This window comes from Megalodesulfovibrio paquesii (genome assembly GCF_054653055.1).
The window spans coordinates 648,357-671,721 of the sequence record NZ_BAAIGQ010000005.1 but is presented as its reverse complement, the minus strand read 5'-3'; the positions used below and the strand labels follow the sequence as shown (position 1 = coordinate 671,721).

Genomic DNA, 23,365 nt, shown 5'->3' with positions numbered 1-23,365 from the left:
CCCATGCGCGTCTATCTGGTGGAACAGCTCGACCCGGACCACGTGAAGCGCGTGGCCAAACGCTGCAAGGACATGGGGTGCGACAGCTCCCTGGAAGATCTCTTCTGGCTGCCCCTGCCCAAAGCTCTGCTGACCGAAGAGCAGCAGACCCACGACGCCGAATGCGGCCCCCACAGCCTGGCCCTGGAGTGCGGGGAAGACTATCTGCGTCTGGAGCTGCTGGTCCGCGGCCGTGGGCCCATCCGCTGCTCCTGCATTGCCTACTGCACCCCGGCCCAGCGTGAGCATATGGTCAACTATTTTGACAATCTCCTGAAAGAACTCGATATTCCCGTCTAGCCTGTCGCGGTGGCTTCCGGGAGGGAGCTGCCGCGCCTGGTAGTGTTTTAGTCTGCACCATGCTGTCGGCTGCCGCCCCTCTCCCCTCCCTCCGCCTGCAGGATCTGCCGCCGCGTCTGGCGCATCAGTGCCTGGCCGTGGAGCGATTTCTACGCGAGGGGCTGGGCCATGGCCAGGGCGATGGCGCAACGCTGGATTTGCGCGGTGCCCGGCTGCTGGTGGCCTGTTCCGGCGGGCCGGATTCCGTGGCCCTCCTGGCCATGCTGCAGGCCCTGCGCGTGCGCGGAGGCTTTTCCCTCTGTGCGGCCCACCTGGACCATGGCCTGCGGGCCGACGCCAGCGAGGATGCCGCCCTGGTAGGCTCCCTCTGTTCCCGCCTGGCACTCCCTTGCCGTTGTGCACGAATGGATGTCACCGCTCTGGCCTCGCGGCAACGCATCGGGCTGGAAGAGGCTGGCCGCATGGCCCGGCTGGAATTCCTTGAAACCGTGCGCGAGGAACTGGGGGCGGCCTGGATCGTCACGGGGCATCAGCTGAATGATCTGGCCGAGGACCAGCTTATGCGGCAGCTGCGCGGCACGGGCTGGCCGGCCCTGGGCGGCATGGCCGCCCTGGATCCAACCCGGCGCATTCTGCGGCCAGTGCTGCTGCAACCACGCGCAGCGCTTCATGATTTTGTCACAATGTTGCGATTGCCGTATCGCAACGATCCCATGAATGACGATCCACACTTCCTTCGCAACCGAGTTCGCAAGGAGATTCTCCCGGCGATGCTCAGGGAAAACCCCTCGTATCTCGCCCAGGTGGAATCCCTCTGGCGGCAGGCCCGGCTGGATGAAACGCAACTCGCCCTTGCGATGCAGCCGGTGTTCGCAACATGCGAAATCATTGCGAATGGCTTGCGACTTTCGTCACCTGCGCTTCACACAGTCGCGCCGGCCATTCGCCTGCGGTGCTACAAGGCTGCCCTGGAGCGTCTGGGCCAGGGCCCCCCGCAGATGGACGCCCTCTTTGCCCTGGAAGCTGCCTTCAGCGCCGGCCGCATCGGGGCGCGCATCGATTTTCCCGGCAGCGTCGTTGCCCGGGTGACGCGAGCTGGCGTGGAGTTCAAAGCGCCCTGCCCAGCAGCAGATAGACCTTGAGAACAAATTCACATTGACAAGGCACCTCATCCGGGTCTAAGTGTTCCACAATTTCCCGCAAGGAGGAGAACGCGTGAATATCCTGATTTTCGGGCCCAACGGCAGCGGCAAAGGCACCCAGGGCAACCTTGTGAAAGACAAGTACAAGCTGGCCCACATCGAGTCCGGCGGCATCTTCCGCGAACACATTGGCGGCGGCACCGAACTCGGCAAGAAAGCCAAGGCGTTCATCGATCGCGGCGACCTGGTGCCCGACGACATCACCATCCCCATGGTTCTGGAGACCCTGGAATCCAAGGGCAAGGACGGCTGGCTGCTGGACGGCTTCCCCCGCAACACCGTGCAGGCACAGAAGCTCTTTGAAGCCCTGCAGGAAAAGGGGATGAAGCTCGATTACGTGATCGAAATCCTCCTGCCGCGCGAAGTGGCCAAGAACCGCATCATGGGCCGCCGCATCTGCAAGAACAACCCCAACCACCCCAACAACATCTTCATTGAGCCCATCAAGCCCAATGGCGATGTGTGCCGCGTGTGCGGTGGCACTCTTTCCGCCCGCGCGGACGACCAGGACGAAGCCGCCATCAACAAGCGCCACGACATCTACTACAACACCGTGGATGGCACCCTGGCCGCTGCCTACTATTACAAGAACCTCGCCGCCAAGGAAGGCTTTGTGTACATCGAGCTGGACGGCGAAGGCAGCATCGATTCCATCAAGGACACCCTGCTGGCCAAGCTGGCGTAAGGTCTGCGATTCCCGGGGGCCGAAGCGCGCCGCGCCTTGCCTCCTGTGATTCCCGTGCATGCATTGCGCGTCCCCTGCCACAGCGGGGGACGCGTTTTTTATTTCCGCCAGAACTCCGGCACAAACAAAATCAGCACGGTATATATCTCCAGGCGCCCCAGGAGCATGCACCAGGTGAGCAGCACCTTGGCCAGGGCGGGCAGATGGAAGAAGTTCTCCGCTGGGCCCACAGTGCCGAATCCTGGGCCCACGTTGCTGATGCAGGCCAGCGTGGCTGTGAAGCTGGTGACGATATCCAGATCCATGGCTGCCAGGGCTGCGGATGTCGCCACATAACAGAACATGTACAGCCCGAAGAACCCCCAGGCCCCGGAAAGCACTTCGTCGGGCACATTGCGGCGGCCCAGCTTCACATGCCGCACCGCCCGCGGATGCACCAGCCGGACGAGCTCCATGGAACAGTGCTTGAGCATCAACAGCAGGCGCACGCATTTCATGCCGCCCCCCGTGGAACCCGCGCAGCCACCCACGAACATCAGCAGCACAAGCAGCAGTTGGGAAAGCGGCGGCCATTGCTCGAAATCCGCCGTGGCAAAGCCGGTGGTGGTGATGATGGAAGCCACCTGAAACGCGCCTTGGGTCAGGGCCTCGAAAGGGGTGGCATAGTGCGTGCCCCAGATGTTCCAGGCAATCCAGAGGGTGCAGCCGGCCACCACCAGACCGTAAAACCGCAACTCGCCATCCTTCCAGACCTCGCGAGCCTGTCCCAGCAACAATTTGTAATGCAGGGAAAAATTCATCCCGGCCAGGAACATGAAAACAGTGATGACCCAATAGATGTAGGGGCTTTCATATGCGGCCACCGAGCTGTTGCGCGTGGAAAAACCGCCCGTGGCCATGGTCCCGAAGGTGTGGCACAGGGCGTCGAAAAAGGACATGCCGCCCAGCATGAGCAGCACGGTCTGTATGGCAGACATCCCGACATACACCTTCCACAGGATGGCCGCGGTGTCCTTGATGCGGGGTTTGAGCTTGTCTGGCGTGGGGCCCGGCGCCTCCGCCTTGTACAGCTGCATCCCCCCCACGCCCAGAAACGGCAGAATGGCCAGGGAGAGCACGATGATGCCCATGCCGCCCAGCCAATGCGTCAGACTGCGCCAGAGCAGCAAACTCTCGGGCACGGCTTCAATATTCGTCAGGATGGACGCGCCAGTGGTGGTAAAGCCGGACACGGCCTCAAACACCGCGTCCGTGACGGTGTGGCAGACGCCACCAAAGAGATAGGGCAAGGCCCCGCACAGCCCTGCGGCCACCCAGCCCAGGCTGACAATGGCCATGCCTTCGCGGTGGGTGAGCGGAATATCCTTGCCGCGGGCGTCCTGGCGCGGGCTGTTGCGAAAGGCCAGCAGCAACAATCCGCCGGCGGCCAGAGTGGCCAGCATGCTGTACAACAACGGCAGCGTGCCGGCATCGCCCTGGACAAGCCCCCACGCCAGGGGCAACACCATGGAAAGCCCCACGCAGCACACGATGGCCCCCACGGCAAAGAGGGTCCGGTAGTGCTTTCCCCCGGCATGGTTCATGCCTTCGGACTTCATCCGACGCAGAGGCCTTTGATCTTGCAGCACCTCGCCAAGCATCAGGAGCTGGCGCCTCCCGTCGCCGCCAGCACCTGCTCCACCATGGGCATGGCCGTGCGCAGGGCCACGAGGATGACGCGGTCCTGCGGCAGGAGCCGGGTGTCCCCGCGGGGCAGCAAGACGTCTTCCTCCCGCAGGATGCACAGAATCAGTGAGCCGGCCGGGAAATCCAGCTCCTTGAGCGGGATGCCCACGAGCCTGGAGTTTTCCTGCACCACGGCCTCAAGCGCCTCGGCCTGGTCGCCCTTGATGGAAAGGGAGCTGAGGATTTTTCCCCGCCGCACGTAGCGCAGGATGGAGTTCACCGCCGAAATCCGCGGGCTGAAGCTGTGCTCGATGCCAATGGCCCGCAACAAGGGCAGATACGCCGTCTTGTTGATGCGGGTGATGGTCTTGCCCGCACCCATGGACTTGGCCAGCAGCGAGGAAAGGATGTTCGTTTCTTCGTCACCGGTGACGGAGACCACCAGATCCATCTCCGAGACATTCTCCTCGGAGAGCAGCTCCTGGTCGGTACCATCGCCGTGCAACACGATGGTGCTGTTCAGTTTTTCCGCCAGCACCTCGCAGCGGTCGGCGTTCTTGTCCACCAGCTTGACGTGAAATCCCTTGTCCTCAAAGCGAGTGGCCAGCCGCAACCCCGTGGCGCCACCGCCGATGATCAGCACGTCCTTGACCGTGTGGCGGGTCATGCCAAAGGCCCGGCTCACGGCAGCGAGGTCGCGCTCCTGGCAGACAAAATAGACCAGGTCATCAGGCTGGATGGAATCCTTGCCCGTGGGGATGATCACGCGCTCGCCGCGGACCAGGGCGGCAATGATGAAGGTGAGGTCCCCCATGCGGGAACGCAGCTCGGGCAAGCGCACGCCAGTGAGCGGCCCCTCCCCAACCCGCACGCCGACCATTTTGACCCGGCCTGCGGCAAACTCCATGAACTCCAGTGCCCCGGGCACGGCGATCATGTTTTCAATGGTCTTGATGACCTCCACCTCAGGATTGATGATGGTGGAGATGTTCAGGAGCTCGCTGGAAAAGGCGTCGCGATACAGCGTGTATTCGTCATTGCGCAGCCGGGCCAGCTTGAGGGCCTTGGGTGAGAGCAAATTGGCGAAAAAACACGCGACGAGATTGATCTCGTCAGAATCCGTCACCGCCAGGACGATGCTGGCATCGTGGATGCCGGCTTCATCCAGGACGCGCGGACTGGAGCCAGATCCCTGGATGGTCTGGACATCGGCAATGTCGGCCAGACGTTTGAGCGCCTCGGCCCGCACATCGATGACCACGACCTGCTTGTCTTCCTGCGAGAGTCGGTGGGCAATGTGATACCCCACCTCCCCTGCGCCGACAATGATGATGCGCATGGGCTCGGCGGACAGCTTCTTGCGAAAAAGTCCCATGGCCGGACCGTATCTCAAGGCAGGAATTTAATCCAGCCCAAGGGGTTCCCCCTGCGCAATGCAGGCGACAACGCACCGGAAAGACTGCGCAACAGCTGCAACAGAGACAGCAAAGCACATCCGCCGCGGGAACACGCCCAGCGGCGGATGTGCTCAAATACTGCCTTTGCCGCCTGCACCCAAGGCGCAGACCACGCAACCGGACGCAGACAACCTCTGCACCCCTCGCGCCTTTCGCGCGCAGCACCAGCCACTGCCGGCCCGGTCACCCCAAGATGAGGCATCCCTGCAGCCGACAACGCGAAAGACTCACGCCGGGAGACTAGGCGCCTTCGCCGCCAGCAGAGATGCCATTGACGGCACCCTGCAGACGGGAAATGCGACGAGAGGCATTGCGCCAGTGAATCACTTTTTTGGTGGCAGCCTTGTCCAGCACGGCAGTGGCCTTTTTCAGGGCCAGGGTGGCTGCATCCATGTTGTTTTCTTCCACCGCCAGGCGCACAGCCTTGACGACGTTCTTGATGCGGGTTTTCATTGCGCGGTTGCGCAAACGGGCCTTCAGGCTCTGGCGGTGGCGCTTAAGCGCCGACTCATGATTGGCCATGCGTCAAACCTCCACAGGGACGCTTGGATGGATGTCGAAAGAGGTGTTAAATAGATAAACCACCGGTGCGAGTCAAGCAAAAAGTGCCGTGTCTCACAAAAAAGCGCTCAGCGACGGCCAACCTTGCCTTGCGCTGCAGGTTTGACCGGCCCTGGCTTGGCTGCCGTGACCTTGCCCTGCCCAGCCCCTCTGCCTCGGGCTGCCGCAGCGGAGGCAGAGGCTGCCGCATTGCCCCGCCCCCCGCCACGCGCCCCGGGATTGGCGCGGGATTCCGCCGTGCGCGCCTGGGCCTCCGCCTCGCGGAACAGCCGCTCCTTGCGCTTGTCAAAAATCAGCGCCGTGCGCAAGGCGGCAACAGCCAGGGAGATGATGGCCAGCACCACGAACATCCCGCCCTGCAGCTCCAGTTGCTGCCGGAAGGTCAGCTGTTCAGCCCAGCCCATGCCCACCTTGCCGCCATAAAAACTCAACAACGGCAGGGCCAGCAGGGAAACAATCATGCTCCCAAGCCCCAGCCACAAAAACGATTTGAACATGAGGATGACGAACAGCGTGGAGTCCCGCACAATCTTCAGTGTCTTGAGCCGGTCTTCCAGATCATCCAGCTTGTCCTCCACGGTTTCGACCAGATCCGCAGCCTTGCGGAAGTTCTCCGCCACCTGGAAGTGCTGGGTATGCGACCAGTTGATGCTCTTGGCGCAGAAGTTGAATTCCTTGTTGAATTCCACCAGCAATTTGGGAAATGGAAACCAGCTGGACTCGTGCCGCACCACCTTGAGGCGCTCCAGATAGTTGGTAAACCGCTTTTTGATCCGGCGGCTTTCCTCTTCCACCTGAAGCATCATTTCCTTGGAGAGCGCCACCCGCTGCTGCGAGAGTCTGGCGTAGGCCACGTAGTTCTCCACCTGGGTCAGCTTCATCATTTCCGTGATGCGCGCGGCCATCTCCGCCTGATACGGGTGCCCCTCGGGGAACCACTTGCCCAGATCATCACGGAGATCTTCAGCCAGGGCCCGCTCTTCCGCAGCACGTTGCTGGGCCTGGGCCCACAGGCCGGAGAGAGCCACAAGCATTTGCATGTGCCCGCGTTCCAGTTCCGGATCCAGCAGCACGTAGTTGAAGAAGTTGGGGTTGCGGGTGATGACGTCCTGAAAATACGTAAAGGCCTGTTCTGCAAAGCCCATTTTGACCTGGCAAACACTCTGGCGATACGCCGCATCCAGCCAGCGGGGCGAAACCTGCAGAGCCCGCTTGTAAAAATTCGAGGCCTGCTGCAGTTTGCCCTGCACTTCCAGCACCCTGCCTTGCAGAAAAACGACGGAACTCTGCTGCACGGGCGTGCTGGCCAGTTTTTCCGCCTCGCCAAACACGCTGGCCGCACGCAGCATGTCTCCACGCTCCAGGGCCGAGAAGCCGCGAAGCATGGTCAACGGCAAACTGCGCGGGTTTTTGAACAGTTCCTTGGTGATCAGGCGGTCCAGGTTCACCAGATCCCCATGCTGCAACAGGGAGAGCCCCTCCCAGTGCGCATCATTCGTCTTTGGGCCCAGCTGCTGCAGGCCGCGGGGGTATTCGCGCCCCACCGCCCGCCAGATGGAGGTCTGCATGCGGAACTGAAACACCGAGCCAATCTCGAACATTGCCCGCACCAGCAGCGCGGGCACTGTCTCCTGTCGCAACAGGTTGTTCAGGGCGTCGGCATCCTTGGCCAACAGGCCATCCACCTCGTTCAACCCCTTTTCAATGGCTGAAAAATCCAGCAGAGTCAGCTGCTCCCACACCTGAGAGTCCAGTTCTTCCAGGTGCCGGCTGGGGCATTCCTGCATGGGGTGGCTGCGCTGGCCGCAGTAAAAACAATGCCCATGCGGGCCGACCACCAGCCGGGTGGGCAGTTCCACGTGCAAGGTGTTCTCCTGCCCGAGTTCGCTTGCCTCCAGGGAGACGTTGCACCAGTCGTCCAGCGTGCCCTCGTCCACCTTGAACCGCACGTCGTTGATGTGAAAGCCTTCGCCCATGAGCAGGGCTGTGCGGTACGACATGTGCGGAAAATCCGGCGCCAGCTGATCCCAATCAAGGAGAATCTTCTTGTACAGCTCCGTATTGAAATTCAGCCCTTTTTTCTCCACAATACTCTGAACGCAAGGCCAGTAGGCACTGCCCTCCTGCTTGGCCTGGGCCACCATGAGCAGGTATTCCTTGCACCACTGGCGCAGCTCACGTAGGTTGCTCAGGGGCAGCATCAGGAAGAAATCCTGTGTGATGTACTGCACCTTCAACCGTTTGGTCAGCGGCTCGATTTTGAAGAAATACTCGCGCCAGCCGCTTTGAAAGGCCTTGTCCAGGGCATTGCCCAGGGGCTTGAGCACCACGTACCAGCCCATGGAGGTGGTATAGGGCAGGCGCTGGTCCGCCTCCATGCGCTTCCAGAGCTGCGGGGCCAGCCCGCCGGTTTTGGGGGCATCCTTGAACACCAACCCCGGAATGCTTTTGGCTGCCTCCACACTTTTCGGGTGAACCAGGACGGTGAATTCGTCCACTTCGGGCGCATGCTGCTTGCCCAGGGCGCTGTCCAGGTTCAGGGAGACTTCGAGCTTGTACCCCACAGGCAGGTTGCCCGGCATGACCTGCACGAACACCGGCATGGGGTTGAGCCGGGCCCAGATTTCCAGACGGGCCAGGGCCAGAAAGACATCCGTATTGAAGAAAAACCAGAGCGACTGATGCCGGTCCGTGGCCAGACGGATGCCGCCGTAGTCCAGAAAGGTCTGGCCCATGGCCGAGGCCGGCTCCCCCTGCCAGGACACCCACACCACGTGGCCGTGTCCAAGCATGCGGGTGTTGGCCAGGTTTGGCAGTTTTTTGACCAGATCGATGAGTTGATTGCGTTCCATCATCGCCTCGGCATGGCTGCGTTGGGACGCAGGCCACCTTTACCTCTCGCTTGCAGGAGAAGCATCATGGACATTACAAAAGCCATAGAAGCGCTCAAAGCCACTCCAGGGTTTGCCGACAATGTCGGCATGATACTTGTGCACAACGGCGTCGTGCGCGGGTGGTCCCGCAAGGAACCCGGCAGCGTGACCACCGTGGATATTGCCGCCAACCGTGAACGCATGGAGCAGCTGCGCCAGGAAATCGAGCAGCGTCCCGGCATTTTCCGCGTGGTGGTGGAATGCCACGACGGTGCGCTGCAGCCCGGCGACGACGTGCTCTATCTCATCGTGGCGGGCGACATCCGCGAGCACGTCATCCCGGCCATGACCGAGCTCCTGGACCGCGTCAAGGCCGAAGCCGTGACCAAGCAGGAACATCTGCAATCCTGAGTCCGCCGCGGGGGGCCGGCCCGGCATCCGCAAGGCGTCCAAGGTATCAAGCCTGACGCCTGACAAAAGACTGGCTCCCCGCATTGTTGCAAGCAACAACCGTGCCTTATAGAAAGCATGCTGCCCAATCCGCCCGCAGGCGTGTTCGCACAAGGGCGCCCACTGCGGGAGGCGGTTCAGGCATCATCGGGCGACGGGGGCGTCTCTTCCTCCTCCAGCTCTGCAAGCGGGAGCACGTCTTCATCAGGCGTTTCGGCGCTGCGCTTCACTCCCTGGCTTTGCTGGTGCAGTTTGACCCGCACCTCTTCGCTCACAAACTCATCGAAATACCCGGGATCTTCTTCTGGGCGAATCGTCATGGTAGCCTCCTGTGCGCAGTGTGGCGCAGGGCCGCGGAATGAGGCCGCGTGAGTAAGGCCGTGTGGTGCGCTAGCGCGCGGCAGCATGCGTCACCGCCATGGCGACCCTGCCTGGCGCGGATCGGACTTCCAGATAACCATGCCTGCATTGCCATGGCGAGGCAAGCCGGCCGGGACGCTTTTCCTGGCTGCCACGCCGCCGCACTGCAGACACCGCCAGGGTGCAGGCGCTCTTTTTCCAATGGTTACAACGACATTTCTGTTTATTGACCCATTCTGCCAGGGGAAAATATCTTAGGGATAAACCCTCGGCACTCGCGCAGTGCGTCTCTGGCCGCGGAGGGTAGCCTGCCGGAAAGTGCGCGCTCGTGCGGCCTGGCCGCCTGGATCAGGGTGCGCGGGGCTCCATGCCGGCGTCGCGCTCTGGGGACGCATCGGCCATCCCGTCGCGCAGACCACTTCGGGCGAGCGCCCCGGCCAGCTCCACGTAGTCGCCTTCCTGCGCGGGCATGCTGTCTGCCGGGTCAAATGGGGTGTCCGGCGCATCGGACAAGCGAGTCCGCAAGGCCGTGTCTGCGGCCGGTGTTGCCAGCCCCAGCTGCGAGCCCGGCAGCACCCGCACCCGCCCTTCCTCGTCCACGGCCAGGGTCAGGGTGCAACGGCCCAGCCCCGCGGCCTTGCCGGCCAGGGCTGCCGCGGCCAGTCTGGGCAACACCTCGGCATGCAGCAGGCGGTCCAGGCTGCGGGCCCCGCTTTCCGGATCCCAGCAGCGTGCGGCCAGAGCCATGGGGGTTTCCGGGGCGATTTGCAGGACAAAGGTTCCATTGACCAGGGCCTGGGCTGCCAGCCGGGCCAGCTTGCGTTCCGCCACGGCGGCCAGGGCTTCGGTTTCCAGGGGCGCATACACGGCCACGGTCATGCGCGAGAGCAGCGACGCCGGATAGGCCTCGCGCAAGGAGTTCCACACCGCGGCCCGCAGGCGCTCGGCGCGCTGCTGCAGGCCCAGCTCGCGCAGGCCTGGCTCGGTCAGCGCCACCTCGGCCCCGGCGTTGGAGGTGAGGATGAACAGGACGTTGCGGAAATCCACGGGCCGGCCCTCCGCATCGGAAAGCACACCCTGTTCAAAGACCTGATGAAAGAGGTTGAGCACCTCGGGATGGGCTTTTTCCGCCTCGTCCAGCAGCACCAGGGAATGCGGCCGGCGGCGCACGGCTTCCGTCAGCACACCGCCTTCCCCATAGCCCACGTACCCCGGCGGGGAGCCGATGAGTCGGCTGACGCTGTGCTTTTCGCTGTATTCGCCCATGTTCAGCAGCACCAGGGACTGCTCGCCGCCAAAGAGCTGTTCGGCCAGCGCACGGGCGGTCTCGGTCTTGCCCACGCCACTGGGACCAGCCAGCAAAAAGACGGCCACGGGCGAGGCCTCGTCCTTGAAGCCCGAGGTGGCGGCCTGGATTTCCTTGATGATGATTTCCAGGGCGTGGTCCTGCCCCTTGACCCTGGCCCGCAGGGCCTCCTCCAGCCGGAGCACGGCGGCATACTGGTCCTGCAGGATGCTGGACAGGGGAATGCCCGTCCACTCGTGCACCACCTGAGCCACCATCTCCGGGTCCACCTCATGCCGGACCAGGGGCGCGCCGGCCTGGGTTTCGTTGAGCTGCCGCAACAGCTGCATGGCTTCCTGACGGGTCGCCTCCCGGGGCATGCCCATTTCCGCCCGCTCCTGTTGCAGCCGGCTGCGCACCTCGATGAGCTGGGTGACCAGCTCCTGCTCGGCGCGCCAGCGTTCGGCACAGCTCCAGGCCTGGGTCTTGAGTTCCTTGAGTTCATGCCAGGCGCGGGTCAGGGCGTCTTCATCCACGCTCAGGCCGTGGCTTTTGTCCCGAGTGAGGGCCTCGATGCGGCGGCGCAGATCCAGAATGTGCTGCTCCACCTGCTCCAGGGCCGCGGGCTTGGAGGTCAGGCTGACCTTGACCCGCGCCGCCGCCGTGTCCAGCAAATCCACGGCCTTGTCCGGCAAAAAGCGGTCGGCAATGTACCGGCTGGCGTACTTGGCCGCAGCCACCACGGCGTCATCCCGCACGGTGACGCCATGATCAGCCTCGTACCTGGGCTTGAGGCCGCGCAGGATCTCCACGGTGGTGTCCGGGCTGGGCTCTTCCAGGGGCACGGGCTGGAAGCGGCGCGAGAGGGCGGCATCGCGTGAGAACACGCGTTTGTGCTCACTCCAGGTGGTGGCGGCCACCAGCTTGAGTTCCCCGCGGGCCAGGATGGGCTTGAGGAAATTGGCGGCGTCCGAGCCGGGCCGGCCACCCGCGCCAATAAGGGTATGGGCTTCGTCAATAAAGAGGATGGCCGGGGTGGCCAGGGCCTTCAAATCCTCCACCACAGCCTTGAGCCGCTCCTCGAACTCGCCCTTGAGCCCGGCGCCGGCCTCCAGCGCCCCCATGTCCAGGGCCAGGATGCGCACGCCCTTGAGCATGGCCGGCAGGCCCGAGGCCTCGAAGCCTTGCGACTCGGCCTCCACCAGCCGCAGGGCCAGGCCCTCCACCACGGCGGTTTTGCCCACACCGGCGTCGCCCACCAGCAGAGGGTTGTTTTTGCGGCGGCGGGCCAGGATGTCCACAATGCGGCGCATGGCGTCCTCGCGGCCAAAGACCGGGTCCACCTCGCCGCGACGGGCGCGCTCGGTCAGGTCCACGCAGTATTTTTGCAGGCTCTCGCCGGAGCCGGGCATGGCGGCCTCGGGATCTGGCGTGGGCACGTCGGCATCCTGTTCGCGGGATTTGCCACCCACGATTTCCCGGAACCGCTGGCGCAGGGAGTCCAGGGCAATGGCCCGGATGGGACGCATCCAGGCGTTGCGCGGATGCTGCATGGCCCGGTTCGGATCCTGACGCAAGGCCCTGGCCTGGGCCAGGAGCACGAAGCCGGAGCGGATTTTCTCTGCCTGAAATTCCAGGCTGCCTACCAGCCAGGCCTGCTGCAGCAGATCCACCAGTTCGCGGGAGATGACGGGACGGCCGGCCCGCTGGGAGGGCAGCTGCTCCAGGCTGCGTTCCAGCAGCCCGGCAAAGGCATAGGTATCCACACGCCAGGCATCAAGGATGGCCAGCAGATCCGTTTCCGGGGTGCTGCAGATGGCCAGGAAGAGATGTTCTGGCAGCACCTCGCCATGCGCCTGCCCGGCGGCCAGGGAGGCAGCCTCCTGCATGGCTTCGGTAAGCTGGGGGGAACAGCGTTCCAGGAGCAGTTTGACATCGACGATCATGCTGCCTCGATTGACTTAATCGGGGATGGACCAGCTATCCCCAATCGTTTCGTAGCAAAAGCATGTGTCAGCCGTGCGACCGTGGTCCCGGCGGGCTGTTTCGTGAAACAAGCGCAGCCGGCGAGGATCCCCAAAAGCGTGCATGGGAACAAAATACGCCGGATTGGCTCGTTTTAGCAATGCGCAGGCGCCGGAAAAGTTCTCCAGCCGCGGATCGGCGTTGGCCAGGGCCAGATGCAACGGCGCTGCGGCCAGAACGTCCAGTATGGCGTCGAACTGCTCACGCCCGAAATGTCTGGAGGCCTGGTCCAGTACGGGCCAGTCCCAGTGGGCGGCATCCCCGCTGAACCAGACGCGCCGCCCCTGCCAGGAGATGAGAAAGCCCACCCCCAGATCCGTGCTCTCCAGGGCCCGCACGTGCATCCCGTTCACCTCGCAGGTCCAGTCCGGTTCCACCACCGCACAGCTGCCGGGCAGCGTGTCCGGATGGAATTCCGGCAGCATGTCCGGCACATCGTCGGAAAACACATAGTGCGCCTCTTTGCACCATGGGCTGAGGTCCAGCAGATCCAGGGAGCAGTGGTCCGGATGGCTATGGGAGATGAAAAACACGCAATACGCGCCGGTCACCGCCTGCCGCACCAGCGCATCCATTCCCGACGGCCGGAAACGCGGCTCCGGGTAATCGAACAACAGCACGCGACCGCCCCACTCCAGCAGAAAGCAGTCATGAACCAGGTAGGTGACCTTCATGTCTGAATGACCACGGACGCCTCTGGGTTAAACGGGTTTTTTCGCACCGCCAGGGAGTACAAAAAGGCGTACCGCCGCTTGAGGTACTGCACATACACCAGCCACTGGCGGGCGAGCATGGCGTACACCCGTTGGACATCTCCGGCCAGATGCAGGCGGTCGGCCTCGGGCAGCGCCGCCAGCACCATGGGATTGTCCGGATCGGTGGGCCGGCTCATCAACTCGTCGCGCAGGTGGTACAGGGCCTGGAGCAGATCGGCAAACTGCTCGGCCTCCACCACGCTCGGGTTTTCGATGAGCCGCAACAGGAGGTCCGACTTGGGTTCCAGCATGGCACGCAGACGCGGCAAGTCAAGCCGTTTCGGATCCACGGTGAAGACGATCCCCTCCAGGTACTTGCGCTTTTTGGAGAACATTTCTTCGGTCCAGGCGGCGTCAATGGCCAGTTTTTCCCCCAGCTCCCGGGCCTTGGGGTCGGCGGCGGCAATTTCCCTGAGCAGCGCCTGACCGAGATCGGCAAAGAGCACCCCGCGGATCATGTTGCGTTTCTGGCGCTTGGCTCGTTTTTCCTTGATGGAGAACACGTTCTCTACCACGGTTTCCACCACGCCCACAAAGGAGCTGACCCCGCCCAGCACCACGAGCATGGCCAGCACCTTGCCCACCGGGTTCGTGGGCGTGACGTCGCCATAGCCCACGGTGCTCATGGTGATGACCGTGAGATACAGGGCATTGAGCGGATCAAGATCTTCCACATACCCAAAGCCAAACACGCCCAACAGCAGGGTGCAGAGGAACACGGCGCCGAAAAAGTGCAGACGGGTGAGGTGCATGAAGAATGAGTGGTTGTGTTGCGTTCTTGCCTGACCCGGCATGCCGCGGTACGCCAGTGCCTTCCCTACCCCATCACCTGCTCATGGGCCATCTGCAGGTAGCCGTAGTACAGTTCATAGCCCTTGAGGACGCTGTCCATGAGTTCGGCAGCGCGGACGGCATCGGCCAGATTCAGGTAGCTGTTCACCGAGCGGCGGAAGGAGATTTGCGGGTCCAGGCTGGCGGCGTCGTTGCCCAGGAGCACCAGATTCACCGTGCGCCGGCGCAGGCCCGGCCAGCTGGCAATCTCCCCAAGCACGCCCTGATACTCGTCACGATCTTCAATCATTACGAGTTGATATTCATTGAGCCTCAGCTTGAGCATGGCCTCGTTGGCGTTGGACGCCGTGGACTGGTAATACTTTTCCGCCTTGAGCCAGGCCGAGGCGGCGTTGCGCCAGGACCGCTCCGAGATGAGCAGAAACGCCACCTTGGAGCCGGGCGGAAAGACCTCTGGTTCCACCATCCCGCTGAAATCGTAGGAGGTGCTGGAATAGGCCGGATCGACCTTGTCCATGCGCTCGACGACGATTTCCTTTTTGCATTGCGGGCATTTGATCTTGAACCGTGGCGCGTCGGGCAGTTTGTCGTCCGGCACGCTCAGTTCGCGGTTGCAGCTGGTGCAGGTGATTCGCATGGCGCTCGCTCCCTTGGGCCTGGATCAGGATTCGATCTTGGCGCTGTAGTCTTCGTCGATGGTCAGGCCTTCGATGTCGGTCACCTTTTCGCCACGGGCGCTCTTGACCTTGTCGATCATCTGACCCAGCACGGCCTTGTCCGAGCCGGCCAGCATGGCCGTCTCTTCGGTGATCAGGCCCTTGGTGAACAGGCCCATGATGTACTGGTCAAAGGTAATCATGCCATAGGCATCCGAGGTCTGGAGAACCTTGTAGAAGGTCTTGTCTTCGGTTTCGCCGTTGACGATGAGTTCCGTGATGCGCAGGTTCTTGCGCAGGATTTCAAAGGCCGCCACGCGCCCCCCGCCCACGCGCGGCAACAGCCGCTGGGAGACGACGTATTTGAGCGATTCGGCCAGACGGTTGCGGATCAGCCGCTCTTCCGCCAGCTCGAACATGCCGATGACGCGGTTCACGGTCTGGCCGGTATCGGCCGTATGCAGGGTGCCCAGCACCAGGTGGCCGGTTTCCGCGGCCGAAAGCGCAATTTCCACAGTATCGCGGTCGCGCATTTCCCCCACCAGAATCACCTTGGGCGCCTGACGCAGGGCCGCGCGCAGGCCGGAGGTGAAGTCGTCGAAATCCAACCCCAGTTCCCGCTGGTTCACCAGGGCCTTTTTGTGATTGTGTTTGTATTCGACAGGGTCTTCCAGGGTGACGATGTGCACGGGCAGGGTTTCGTTGATCTCATCGATGAGCGCGGCCAGGGAGGTGGACTTACCTGACCCCGTGGCCCCGGTGACCAGGATGAGCCCGAAGCGCTCCTTGCTCATCTCCTTGAAGAGGAGCGGGAGCTTGAGCTGTTCGATGGTGGGTATCTGGCTGGAAAGCTGGCGCATGACGATGGACAACGACCCGGACTGGCTGAAAATGTTCACACGGAAACGGGCCCTGCCGGGCAGGGCGTAGGCCAGATCGCAGGAACCGCGCTCCACCAGATCGCGGTACACGCGCATGTTCTGGGCCATGAGCGCCAGGGCCACGGCTTCGGTCTGAAAGGGAGAGAGCACGCCCAGGTCCGGCCGCAGGGGCACGTCCATGAGCTTGCCGTGCACCTCGGCCTGCAGCCGCTTGAAGGCGGCGAAGTGAATGTCCGAGGTTTCGGGCTGGAAATCCAGCACCTGGGCGATGAGGTGATCCAGTTGCGCTCTGAGCATGGCAGGGCCTCGCCGTGTGGAAGATACGGCAGTTGTGTGGACGCGGAACATCCGTCTGCGTCAACAAGTGCGATGTGCTTGCGTCCCCTAGCGGTTGCGCAGCTTGCTTTCGCCTCCGCCGGACTCCGGGCCGGCCATTTCCGTGAAGTCTTCGGGCGGTCTGGTAAGGAAATCCTTGAATTTATGCTTGTTCACGGCACGGTTGTAGGCGTCGTTGGCGTCCACGATGTTGTGGCGCAAGAGTTTCATGATCTCGTCATCCAGGGTCTGCATGCCATAGTTTCTGCCTGTTTCGATGACCGAGTTCAGCTGATAGGTTTTGTTGTCGCGAATCAGGTTGCGCACCGAGGGCACGCAGATGAGGATCTCCAGGGCAGCCACGCGGCCGGGGCGGTCGATGCGTTTGAAGAGTGTCTGGGCAATGACCGCGCGCAGGGATTCGGCCAGGGCGCTGCGGATTTGCCCCTGCCGCTCGCCGGGAAAGACCTCGATGATGCGGTCCACCGTCTTGGAGGCCGAAATGGTATGCAGGGTGGAGAAGACCAGGTGGCCGGTTTCCGCGGCTTCCAGGGCCAGGCTGACGGTTTCCAGGTCGCGCATTTCGCCCACCAGGATGATGTCCGGGTCTTCGCGCAGGGCCCCGCGCAGGGCGTTGGCAAAGCTTTTGGTATCCCGGCCCACCTCGCGCTGGTTGATCAGGCAGTTCTTGGGCTGGTGCACGAATTCGATGGGGTCTTCGATGGAAAGGATGTGGTCCTTGCGGATCCGGTTGGCGTAATCGATGATGGCCGCCAGGGTGGTGGATTTGCCCGAGCCTGTGGGCCCGGTCACCAGCACCAGCCCCTTGGGCAGCAGGGCCAGCTGATTAAGCAGACTGGGCAGGCCAAGCTGCTCGGTGGTCAGGATAGTCTCGGGAATTTCACGGAAGGCGGCAGCAATGCCGCGGCTCTGCAGGTAGAAGTTCACGCGGTAGCGGGCCAGGTTCGGGACTTCGTAACTGAAGTCGATATCCCCGGTTTCCTCGAATTCCTTGATCTTGTTTTCCGGCGTGATCTCGTAGAGCAGCTTTTTCAGGCCCTCGTGATCCATGGTTTTGTATTTCACCCGCTGCAGTTCGCCCTGCAGGCGGATGATGGGCTGGGAGCCGGCGGAGAGGTGCAGGTCCGAGCCGCCGTGTTCGTGCAGCATTTTGAAGAACGCGTCTATCTGAGCCATGCTCCGAAGGCCTCGCTGTTGGCGGTGATGCAAGCGCCAAGCCCTGGACGTGCGTGCAATGCTGCATGTCCAGTCTGGACGTTTCCCCTCTTCCGCATAGCCTGTCTGCCGGGTTTTCGTCAAACTGTTTGCCCGGTTCGGACTGGGGTGAGCGGTGTTGTCCATGGCAATCCCATCTTGTCATGCCGGCGGGGAAGGAGTACGGAAGGTTGATTTATTGATCAGCCTGTTGTTCTTTCCGGAGGTGCCTCATGAGCGTCATTGTCAATCTGGCCATTTTCCCCCTGGACCAGGGCCCGGACCTGGCCGACGCCGTTGCCCGGGCCGTGGGCCTTATCCGGCAAAGCGGCCTGCCCAGCCAGCTCTGCCCCATGGGCACGGCCATCGAGGGCGAATACGACGAGGTCATGGCCGTGGTGAAAGCCTGCCACGACGCCCTGCGTGCCCACAGTTCCCGCGTGTACATGAACATGGCGGTGGACTCCCGCGAGGGCCCCGTGGGCCGGCTCACGGGCAAGGTGCAGGCTGTGGAATCCCGCCTCGTCTAACCTTCCAGCACAGGATCCCCCGTATGTCCGCCCTCACGCCTGCCGCCATCCACGCCGATCTGGAGGCCATCCGCCGCCGCGGCCCCTTTGTCGTTTCCATCACCAATTATGTGGTCGCCAACACCACGGCCAACGCCCTGCTGGCCCTGGGCGCCTCGCCGGCCATGACCCACGCCCGCAAGGAAGTGGCCGAGATGACCTCCCTGTGCCAGGCCCTGGTGGTCAACATCGGCACCGTGACGGACGCCTATCTGGAAGCCATTCCCCCGGCCTGGGAATCGGCCCGGGCCCACGGTGTGCCCGTGGTGTTCGACCCCGTGGCCGCCGGCGCCACGGCGCTTCGCCGGGATCTGACCACCACCCTCCTACGCCGGCACACCCCGGCCATCATCCGCGGGAATGCCAGCGAAATTCTCTTTTGCGTGGGCGAACGCAGCACCGCCAAGGGTCCGGATTCCCTGCAGCAGACCTCCGAAGCCGAGGATGCCGCCCAGCGTCTGGCCCAAAAATGCGGCTGCACGGTCTGCGTGAGCGGCGAGGTGGACTTTCTGACCGATGGCACACGCGCCTGCCGGATCTTCAACGGCCACGTCCTCATGCCCCGCGTGACCGGCCTGGGCTGCACGGCCACTGCGGTGTGCGCCGCCTTTGCCGGGGTGCAGCCAGATTATTTCCTGGCCGCCTGCCACGCCATGGCCGTGATGGGCATTGCCGGGGAGATGGCCGCGGAAAAATCCGCCGGCCCCGGCACCCTGCAGCTGCATTTTTACGACTGCCTCTATCTGATGCAGCTCGCCGATATCGCTGTCCGGCTGCGCATGGAGTCTGTGGCCTGAGGTCCGCAAACAGCAATCCAGGAACCCCGTTTGGAAAGAAGGAGAGCAGCATGAGACCGCGTCTTGACTATCGGGCCTATCTGGTCACCAACCGCGCGCTGTGTCTGGGGCGCGACCTGCTGGACGTGGTGGCCGCCGCCGTGCAGGGCGGCGTGACCCTGGTGCAGATCCGCGAAAAAGATGCCGACGCGCGCGACTTCGTGGAACTGGGCCGGGCGCTCAAGGAGCTGCTGGACCGCCACCGCATCCCGCTGCTGGTCAACGACCGCGTGGACGTGGCCCAGGCCATCGGCGCGGCCGGCGTGCACGTGGGCCAGTCCGACATTCCTTTCATTGATGTCCGCCGCATCCTCGGCCCGGAGGCCATCATCGGCCTGTCCATTGACACCATGGAGCAGGCCCTGGCCGTGCCGGATCTGGATCAGGTGCTGGGCGGCGCAGGCCTGGGGCCGGACTATCTGGGCGTGGGCCCCATCTACCCCACCGCCACCAAGGCCGACGCCGGCGAGGCCTGGGGGCTTGAAAAGCTGACCGCCCTGCGTCGCCAGAGCCATCAGACCCTGGTGGGCATCGGCGGCATCACCGCCCAAAACGCCCCGGACGTCATCCGCGCTGGTGCCGACGGCGTGGCTGTGGTCAGCGCCATCGTCAGCGCCCCGGACCCGGCGGCCGCGGCCCGGGAACTGCTGGATGTTGTGACTGCGGCGCGGGCGTGAGGCCGGCCTTCCCGAAACGCTGGCCAGGAGCGGACATATGCACAGGCTGGATCGGCTCCTGGCCCTGATTCTCTACCTGCAGTCCCGGCGCGCCGCCACGGCGGAGGACATGGCCCGGCACTTCGGCCTGAGCGTGCGGACCATCTACCGGGACATGCGCGCCCTGGGCGAGGCCGGCGTGCCCCTGGCCGCCGAAGCCGGGGTCGGCTATGCCCTGGTCAAAGGCTACCATCTCCCCCCCGTCAATTTCACTGCCGCCGAGGCCGGGGCCCTGGCCACCAGCCGGATGCTGCTCCAACGGGCCGCAGACCCAACCCTGCTGGCCCACATGGATGCCGCCCTGATGAAGATCGACGCCGTGCTCTCCCCGGCCTCCCGGCTGCAGCTGGAGCGGCTGCTGCATGGCCTGGGCACCGCCGCGGCCCTGCCGAGCCCGCCGCAAGCCGATCTGGCCCTCCTGCAGCAGGCCCTGGCCCAGCGGCAGGTGTTGCGCTTCCTCTACCAGGGATATGGCAAGACCACTGCCTCCGTCCGCACGGTGGAGCCCCACGGCCTGCTCTTTTACCTGGATCGCTGGCACCTTATCGCCTGGTGCCGAGAGCGGCAGGCCTACCGGGACTTCCGCACCGACCGCATGCGCAACCTCGAGCTGCTAGACGAACGCTTTCCGCCCCGCGAAGGCTTCTCCTCCCTGGCCTACATTCGCGACCAGATGCCCGCACCGGCCCTGCGGGCAGTCGTCCGCTTTTCCGCAGCCTCCACAGATCGGGCTCGCAGGGAATGGTGGCTGGGTATCGAAGGGGAACACCCGGCCAGCGCCGATCACATGGATCTTGTCCTGAAGGCCGTGGACTGGGACCAGCTGGCCGCCTGGCTGCTTTCTTTCGGACCGGGCGCGACTGTGCTTGATCCGCCGCAGCTCCGGCAACGGATCATCGCCCACGCCGAGGCTGCCGCCGCACATCACCGCCTGCCCTGACGCCAGGCCGGCAGCGCTGCAGATCACCGGGTCAGCACCACCTTGCCCTGCAACCGGCCCGCAGCCATCAGGGCAAAGGCCTCCGCCGCCTGTTCCATGGGCAGGACACTGCAGATTTCCGGTTCGATCCCATGCAGCGCGATGAAGTCCACCAGTGCATGCATCTCCGCCAGCGAGCCCATGACCGATCCGGTGATGGTCAGCTGCTCCACGATGACCGGCAACAATGGCATCTCCACCTGCCCGCCCGAGGTGATCCCCACGGTGACGATGGTTCCGCCCCGCCGGACCGAAGCCAGCGAATGCGCCCAGGTGGCCCGGCCGACATTATCGAACACGGCGTGGACCTTGCGTGGCAGCGGGGCCTGTTCCCCGAACACCTGATGCGCGCCGAGCCGCAGTGCCAGCTCCCGGCCTTCCCGGCTGCGGCTGGCAGCCCACACTTCCATGCCCATGGCCCGCCCCAGCTGCACCAGCGCCGTGGCCATGCCACCCGAGGCGCCCTGCACCAGCATGGTCTGCCCCGGCTGCAGGCCGGATTTGGTGCACAGCATCCGCCAGGCCGTCAGCCAGGCCGTGCCCAGCACCGAGGCGTGCAGGGGCGAGAGTCCTGGGGGCAGGGGAATGGCATTGCGCCGCGGCGCCAGGACAACATCCGCAAAGGTCCCCTGCTCCCGTTCGCTGAAAATCCGCCAGGAGGGCGTCAGCGTCTCGTCTCCCCAGTCGTGCGCGAAGTCGGCCTCGTCGGTGATGACCGGGTACAGCACCACGGCCGTGCCATCCTCCAGCACCCCCGCGGCGTCGTTCCCCAGAATCATGGGAAAGGGGATGGGCGTGGCGTGGCCGGTGATGCCCTGCAGGGTGAAGAGATCATGCCGGTTCAGGCTGGCGTGGGTCACCCGCACGCGGACCCATCCTGACTGGTGGGCCGATCGGGGCTCCGGCTCGGGCCGCTCGCCCAGTCGCAACGCAGCCAGGGGATTCTCGAGGTTCGGGGTCTCGCAGTACACTGCAAACATGTCGCCTCCTTGGAAATGCGGTGAGTGAAACCCGACCATCCTGCATGGCGCGTTTGACAACAGCCTGTCAGGAGCAGTCGCGCCATGTGTTGCGATCGGCTGCTGACAGACTGATGTCAGCGGAGGTCGCATACGTTGGGTTGCACCGGGCGTCTTGCGCCCCACCATGTCACAAAGGAGATCTGCATGACCAGCATAAGCAGCGCCCCCGTCCCTCTGCCCCCAGTCATCGAAACCTATTTCCGCACCGCCAACGCCCATGACGCCCAGGCCGTGGCCGATTGTTTCGCCCCGGACGGCGTCGTGGTGGATGAACAGCGGGAGTTCCGGGGCCCTGAAGCCATCCGGCAATGGAAGGAAGCCTCCAACGTCCAATACGCCCCGCGCATGGAGCCCCTGGCCATGAAGGAGGAAGCTGAAAACGGCCGGACCCTCGTGACCGCCAGAGTTTCCGGCACCTTTCCCGGAAGTCCTGTGAATCTGCAATTCGCGTTCACCCTGGAAAAGGGGCGCATCGCCCGGCTGGAGATCGACTTCTAGCGACCACCGTGCCATAGCTGACGGCGCGTGGAGCACTGCATCCGCTCCATGCGCCTCGGCAACCTCCTGCCTCCGGACCTGCCCATGCCGATTGCCACGTTTACTCTGCTGTGCCGCATGCGCCGCTGCATCACCCTGGCCTGCCTGGCCCTGCCCTTTTGCCTGCTTCAGACCGCGCCGCTGCAGGCGCAGCCCCTGCTTGAAACACTCTTTGCTCCCGAGCAGCTGGCCTCCACGCCGGCAGAGCGCCAGGGCCGGCCCCGCGGCGGACGCATCCCCCCGCCCGAGCGTACCGCGCCCCTGCGCCTGCAGCCTCCCCTGGCCCCGGACTCTCCCCTGAGCGGGTCCATCCGCCGGGTACGCGTTGCCGATCCGACCGACAAGCCTATCGCCCTGACCTTCGACCTCTGCGAAACCGCCGGCCGCATCACCGGCTATGATGGCGAGGTGGTGGACGTCCTGCGCGAACACAACGCCTCAGCCACCTTCTTTGCCTCCGGCTCCTGGCTGGCCGATCACCCGGAACGCGCCCTGCAACTGATGGCCGACCCACGCTTCGAGATCGGCAACCACGGCTGGACCCATCGCGACCCCCGCCAGATCTCGGGCGACACCGCCCGCAACGAGCTGCTCTACACCCAGGCCCAGTACGAACTGTTGTACGAAACACTGACCCGTCGGGCCGAGGCCGCCGGGCTTGCCCTGGAGAGCCTGGCCCACGTCCCGCCCTCCATCCGCCTGCTGCGATTCCCCTTTGGCTTCTGCAATGCCGCGGCCCTGGCCCTGGCCGCCGAACTGGGACTGCCGGCCATCCAGTGGGACATCGTCACCGGCGATCCCGATCCCCACGCCAACCCCGAGCGCATGGCCGCCGAGGTCCTGCGCCGGGCCAGACCCGGCAGCATCGTCATCGGCCACGCCAACGGCAACAGCCACGGCACCGCCGCCATGCTCCGCCGCGTGCTGCCGGAGCTGGCCCGGCAGGGTTTCCGCTGCGTCACCATTTCGGAACTGCTCACCTTGGGCGCGCCGGAAACGGCCAAGAGTTGTTATGGAGAACGGCCGGGGGATTATGAGAAAGGCGAAAAGACAAAAGAAAAGCGGGGGAACTGAGTTCCCCCGCGCCCCCTCCAAATAGTGAGAGCGGCGGTTGCCATGCGAATCGCATGAAAACCGCCGCTCTAACAAACAGGGGGTCCAGGGGGGATTATCCCCCCTGGTTCTTTCTC

General features: G+C 63.9%; 22 protein-coding genes. 10 read left to right on the top strand and 12 right to left on the bottom strand.

Annotation, left to right across the window (positions count from 1 at the left end; translation table 11 throughout):
* Positions 1-3: 3 nt before the first annotated feature.
* The 3 genes from ACYQ00_RS09590 (at position 4) to ACYQ00_RS09580 (ending at position 2,226) form a co-directional block, all read left to right on the top strand.
* Entirely contained in the window at positions 4-339 is a 336-nt protein-coding gene (locus ACYQ00_RS09590) for a hypothetical protein (RefSeq protein ID WP_460031914.1), read from the top strand.
* A 59-nt stretch (positions 340-398) separates the two neighbouring features.
* The gene (gene tilS / locus ACYQ00_RS09585) at positions 399-1,481 is read left to right on the top strand and encodes a tRNA lysidine(34) synthetase TilS (protein WP_460031913.1); all 1,083 of its coding nucleotides are present in this window, start codon (positions 399-401) and stop codon (positions 1,479-1,481) included.
* A gap of 73 nt (positions 1,482-1,554) precedes the next feature.
* The gene (locus ACYQ00_RS09580; RefSeq protein WP_460031912.1) at positions 1,555-2,226 is read left to right on the top strand and encodes an adenylate kinase; all 672 of its coding nucleotides are present in this window, start codon (positions 1,555-1,557) and stop codon (positions 2,224-2,226) included.
* 98 nt (positions 2,227-2,324) lie between these two features.
* On the opposite strand, the gene ACYQ00_RS09575 is transcribed toward ACYQ00_RS09580, so the two are convergent.
* The 4 genes from ACYQ00_RS09575 to ACYQ00_RS09560 form a co-directional block, all read right to left on the bottom strand.
* Complete coding sequence (locus tag ACYQ00_RS09575) at positions 2,325-3,824, bottom strand: TrkH family potassium uptake protein (protein WP_460031911.1); 1,500 nt, start codon at positions 3,822-3,824, stop codon at positions 2,325-2,327.
* Between the two features lie 41 nt (positions 3,825-3,865).
* Complete coding sequence (gene trkA, locus ACYQ00_RS09570; protein ID WP_460031910.1) at positions 3,866-5,266, bottom strand: Trk system potassium transporter TrkA; 1,401 nt, start codon at positions 5,264-5,266, stop codon at positions 3,866-3,868.
* A gap of 322 nt (positions 5,267-5,588) precedes the next feature.
* Positions 5,589-5,870 (bottom strand): 30S ribosomal protein S20, encoded by a 282-nt coding sequence (rpsT, locus tag ACYQ00_RS09565; protein WP_460031909.1) that lies wholly within the window; start codon positions 5,868-5,870, stop codon positions 5,589-5,591.
* Positions 5,871-5,977: 107 nt separating this feature from the next.
* Complete coding sequence (locus tag ACYQ00_RS09560; protein WP_460031908.1) at positions 5,978-8,764, bottom strand: tetratricopeptide repeat protein; 2,787 nt, start codon at positions 8,762-8,764, stop codon at positions 5,978-5,980.
* 63 nt (positions 8,765-8,827) lie between these two features.
* On the opposite strand from ACYQ00_RS09560, the gene ACYQ00_RS09555 reads away from it, so the two are divergent.
* Positions 8,828-9,193 carry a molybdenum cofactor biosynthesis protein MoaE gene (locus ACYQ00_RS09555; protein WP_460031907.1) on the top strand — a complete coding sequence of 122 codons (366 nt, stop codon included), beginning with the start codon at positions 8,828-8,830 and terminating at the stop codon, positions 9,191-9,193.
* A gap of 176 nt (positions 9,194-9,369) precedes the next feature.
* Here ACYQ00_RS09555 and ACYQ00_RS09550 read toward each other — a convergent pair whose 3' ends face one another.
* The 7 genes from ACYQ00_RS09550 to ACYQ00_RS09520 all read right to left on the bottom strand — a co-directional run bounded on the left by ACYQ00_RS09550 (position 9,370) and on the right by ACYQ00_RS09520 (position 17,498).
* On the bottom strand, positions 9,370-9,552 hold the full coding sequence (locus ACYQ00_RS09550) for a hypothetical protein (RefSeq protein WP_460031906.1): 183 nt from the start codon (positions 9,550-9,552) through the stop codon (positions 9,370-9,372).
* A 388-nt stretch (positions 9,553-9,940) separates the two neighbouring features.
* Positions 9,941-12,823, bottom strand: coding sequence for a type VI secretion system ATPase TssH (gene tssH / locus ACYQ00_RS09545; RefSeq protein WP_460031905.1), 2,883 nt, complete (start codon positions 12,821-12,823; stop codon positions 9,941-9,943).
* Positions 12,824-12,838: 15 nt separating this feature from the next.
* Positions 12,839-13,576 (bottom strand): MBL fold metallo-hydrolase, encoded by a 738-nt coding sequence (locus ACYQ00_RS09540; protein WP_460031904.1) that lies wholly within the window; start codon positions 13,574-13,576, stop codon positions 12,839-12,841.
* Positions 13,573-14,409, bottom strand: a complete 837-nt coding sequence (locus ACYQ00_RS09535; protein ID WP_460031903.1) for a potassium channel family protein — start codon at positions 14,407-14,409, stop codon at positions 13,573-13,575. The genes ACYQ00_RS09540 and ACYQ00_RS09535 overlap by 4 nt, the downstream gene beginning before the upstream one ends.
* Positions 14,410-14,474: 65 nt before the next feature.
* Positions 14,475-15,086, bottom strand: a complete 612-nt coding sequence (locus tag ACYQ00_RS09530; protein ID WP_460031902.1) for a zinc-ribbon domain-containing protein — start codon at positions 15,084-15,086, stop codon at positions 14,475-14,477.
* Between the two features lie 24 nt (positions 15,087-15,110).
* Positions 15,111-16,283 (bottom strand): type IV pilus twitching motility protein PilT, encoded by a 1,173-nt coding sequence (locus tag ACYQ00_RS09525; RefSeq protein WP_460031901.1) that lies wholly within the window; start codon positions 16,281-16,283, stop codon positions 15,111-15,113.
* Positions 16,284-16,370: 87 nt separating this feature from the next.
* The gene (locus tag ACYQ00_RS09520; RefSeq protein ID WP_460031900.1) at positions 16,371-17,498 is read right to left on the bottom strand and encodes a type IV pilus twitching motility protein PilT; all 1,128 of its coding nucleotides are present in this window, start codon (positions 17,496-17,498) and stop codon (positions 16,371-16,373) included.
* Between the two features lie 251 nt (positions 17,499-17,749).
* On the opposite strand from ACYQ00_RS09520, the gene ACYQ00_RS09515 reads away from it, so the two are divergent.
* The 4 genes from ACYQ00_RS09515 to ACYQ00_RS09500 are packed head-to-tail and all read left to right on the top strand — an operon-like array spanning position 17,750 to position 20,577.
* Positions 17,750-18,046, top strand: a complete 297-nt coding sequence (locus tag ACYQ00_RS09515; protein WP_460031899.1) for an MTH1187 family thiamine-binding protein — start codon at positions 17,750-17,752, stop codon at positions 18,044-18,046.
* A 23-nt stretch (positions 18,047-18,069) separates the two neighbouring features.
* Positions 18,070-18,882 carry a hydroxyethylthiazole kinase gene (gene thiM / locus ACYQ00_RS09510; protein WP_460031898.1) on the top strand — a complete coding sequence of 271 codons (813 nt, stop codon included), beginning with the start codon at positions 18,070-18,072 and terminating at the stop codon, positions 18,880-18,882.
* A 50-nt stretch (positions 18,883-18,932) separates the two neighbouring features.
* Positions 18,933-19,598: a thiamine phosphate synthase gene (thiE, locus tag ACYQ00_RS09505; protein ID WP_460031897.1), complete on the top strand. Its 666-nt coding sequence runs from the start codon at positions 18,933-18,935 to the stop codon at positions 19,596-19,598.
* Between the two features lie 37 nt (positions 19,599-19,635).
* Entirely contained in the window at positions 19,636-20,577 is a 942-nt protein-coding gene (locus tag ACYQ00_RS09500) for a helix-turn-helix transcriptional regulator (protein ID WP_460031896.1), read from the top strand.
* A gap of 23 nt (positions 20,578-20,600) precedes the next feature.
* On the opposite strand, the gene ACYQ00_RS09495 is transcribed toward ACYQ00_RS09500, so the two are convergent.
* Positions 20,601-21,596: a zinc-binding dehydrogenase gene (locus ACYQ00_RS09495; RefSeq protein ID WP_460031895.1), complete on the bottom strand. Its 996-nt coding sequence runs from the start codon at positions 21,594-21,596 to the stop codon at positions 20,601-20,603.
* A 186-nt stretch (positions 21,597-21,782) separates the two neighbouring features.
* Here ACYQ00_RS09495 and ACYQ00_RS09490 point away from each other — a divergent pair, with 186 nt between their 5' ends.
* Positions 21,783-22,136 carry a nuclear transport factor 2 family protein gene (locus ACYQ00_RS09490; RefSeq protein ID WP_460031894.1) on the top strand — a complete coding sequence of 118 codons (354 nt, stop codon included), beginning with the start codon at positions 21,783-21,785 and terminating at the stop codon, positions 22,134-22,136.
* Positions 22,137-22,220: 84 nt separating this feature from the next.
* The gene (locus ACYQ00_RS09485; RefSeq protein WP_460031893.1) at positions 22,221-23,249 is read left to right on the top strand and encodes a polysaccharide deacetylase family protein; all 1,029 of its coding nucleotides are present in this window, start codon (positions 22,221-22,223) and stop codon (positions 23,247-23,249) included.
* The last annotated feature ends 116 nt before the right edge of the window (positions 23,250-23,365 follow it).

What these genes read in the sequence shown, in the direction of transcription:
- ACYQ00_RS09550 (WP_460031906.1), bottom strand. Translation starts at nt 9,552, where the DNA reads ATGACGATTCGCCCAGAAGAAGATCCCGGGTATTTCGATGAGTTTGTG.
- thiM (WP_460031898.1), top strand. Translation starts at nt 18,070, where the DNA reads ATGTCCGCCCTCACGCCTGCCGCCATCCACGCCGATCTGGAGGCCATC.
- tilS (WP_460031913.1), top strand. Translation starts at nt 399, where the DNA reads ATGCTGTCGGCTGCCGCCCCTCTCCCCTCCCTCCGCCTGCAGGATCTG.
- thiE (WP_460031897.1), top strand. Translation starts at nt 18,933, where the DNA reads ATGAGACCGCGTCTTGACTATCGGGCCTATCTGGTCACCAACCGCGCG.
- rpsT (WP_460031909.1), bottom strand. Translation starts at nt 5,870, where the DNA reads ATGGCCAATCATGAGTCGGCGCTTAAGCGCCACCGCCAGAGCCTGAAG.
- ACYQ00_RS09500 (WP_460031896.1), top strand. Translation starts at nt 19,636, where the DNA reads ATGCACAGGCTGGATCGGCTCCTGGCCCTGATTCTCTACCTGCAGTCC.
- ACYQ00_RS09590 (WP_460031914.1), top strand. Translation starts at nt 4, where the DNA reads ATGCGCGTCTATCTGGTGGAACAGCTCGACCCGGACCACGTGAAGCGC.
- ACYQ00_RS09575 (WP_460031911.1), bottom strand. Translation starts at nt 3,824, where the DNA reads ATGAAGTCCGAAGGCATGAACCATGCCGGGGGAAAGCACTACCGGACC.
- ACYQ00_RS09560 (WP_460031908.1), bottom strand. Translation starts at nt 8,764, where the DNA reads ATGATGGAACGCAATCAACTCATCGATCTGGTCAAAAAACTGCCAAAC.
- ACYQ00_RS09535 (WP_460031903.1), bottom strand. Translation starts at nt 14,409, where the DNA reads ATGCACCTCACCCGTCTGCACTTTTTCGGCGCCGTGTTCCTCTGCACC.
- ACYQ00_RS09490 (WP_460031894.1), top strand. Translation starts at nt 21,783, where the DNA reads ATGACCAGCATAAGCAGCGCCCCCGTCCCTCTGCCCCCAGTCATCGAA.
- trkA (WP_460031910.1), bottom strand. Translation starts at nt 5,266, where the DNA reads ATGGGACTTTTTCGCAAGAAGCTGTCCGCCGAGCCCATGCGCATCATC.
- ACYQ00_RS09525 (WP_460031901.1), bottom strand. Translation starts at nt 16,283, where the DNA reads ATGCTCAGAGCGCAACTGGATCACCTCATCGCCCAGGTGCTGGATTTC.
- ACYQ00_RS09530 (WP_460031902.1), bottom strand. Translation starts at nt 15,086, where the DNA reads ATGCGAATCACCTGCACCAGCTGCAACCGCGAACTGAGCGTGCCGGAC.
- ACYQ00_RS09520 (WP_460031900.1), bottom strand. Translation starts at nt 17,498, where the DNA reads ATGGCTCAGATAGACGCGTTCTTCAAAATGCTGCACGAACACGGCGGC.
- ACYQ00_RS09515 (WP_460031899.1), top strand. Translation starts at nt 17,750, where the DNA reads ATGAGCGTCATTGTCAATCTGGCCATTTTCCCCCTGGACCAGGGCCCG.
- ACYQ00_RS09485 (WP_460031893.1), top strand. Translation starts at nt 22,221, where the DNA reads ATGCCGATTGCCACGTTTACTCTGCTGTGCCGCATGCGCCGCTGCATC.
- ACYQ00_RS09555 (WP_460031907.1), top strand. Translation starts at nt 8,828, where the DNA reads ATGGACATTACAAAAGCCATAGAAGCGCTCAAAGCCACTCCAGGGTTT.
- ACYQ00_RS09540 (WP_460031904.1), bottom strand. Translation starts at nt 13,576, where the DNA reads ATGAAGGTCACCTACCTGGTTCATGACTGCTTTCTGCTGGAGTGGGGC.
- ACYQ00_RS09495 (WP_460031895.1), bottom strand. Translation starts at nt 21,596, where the DNA reads ATGTTTGCAGTGTACTGCGAGACCCCGAACCTCGAGAATCCCCTGGCT.
- tssH (WP_460031905.1), bottom strand. Translation starts at nt 12,823, where the DNA reads ATGATCGTCGATGTCAAACTGCTCCTGGAACGCTGTTCCCCCCAGCTT.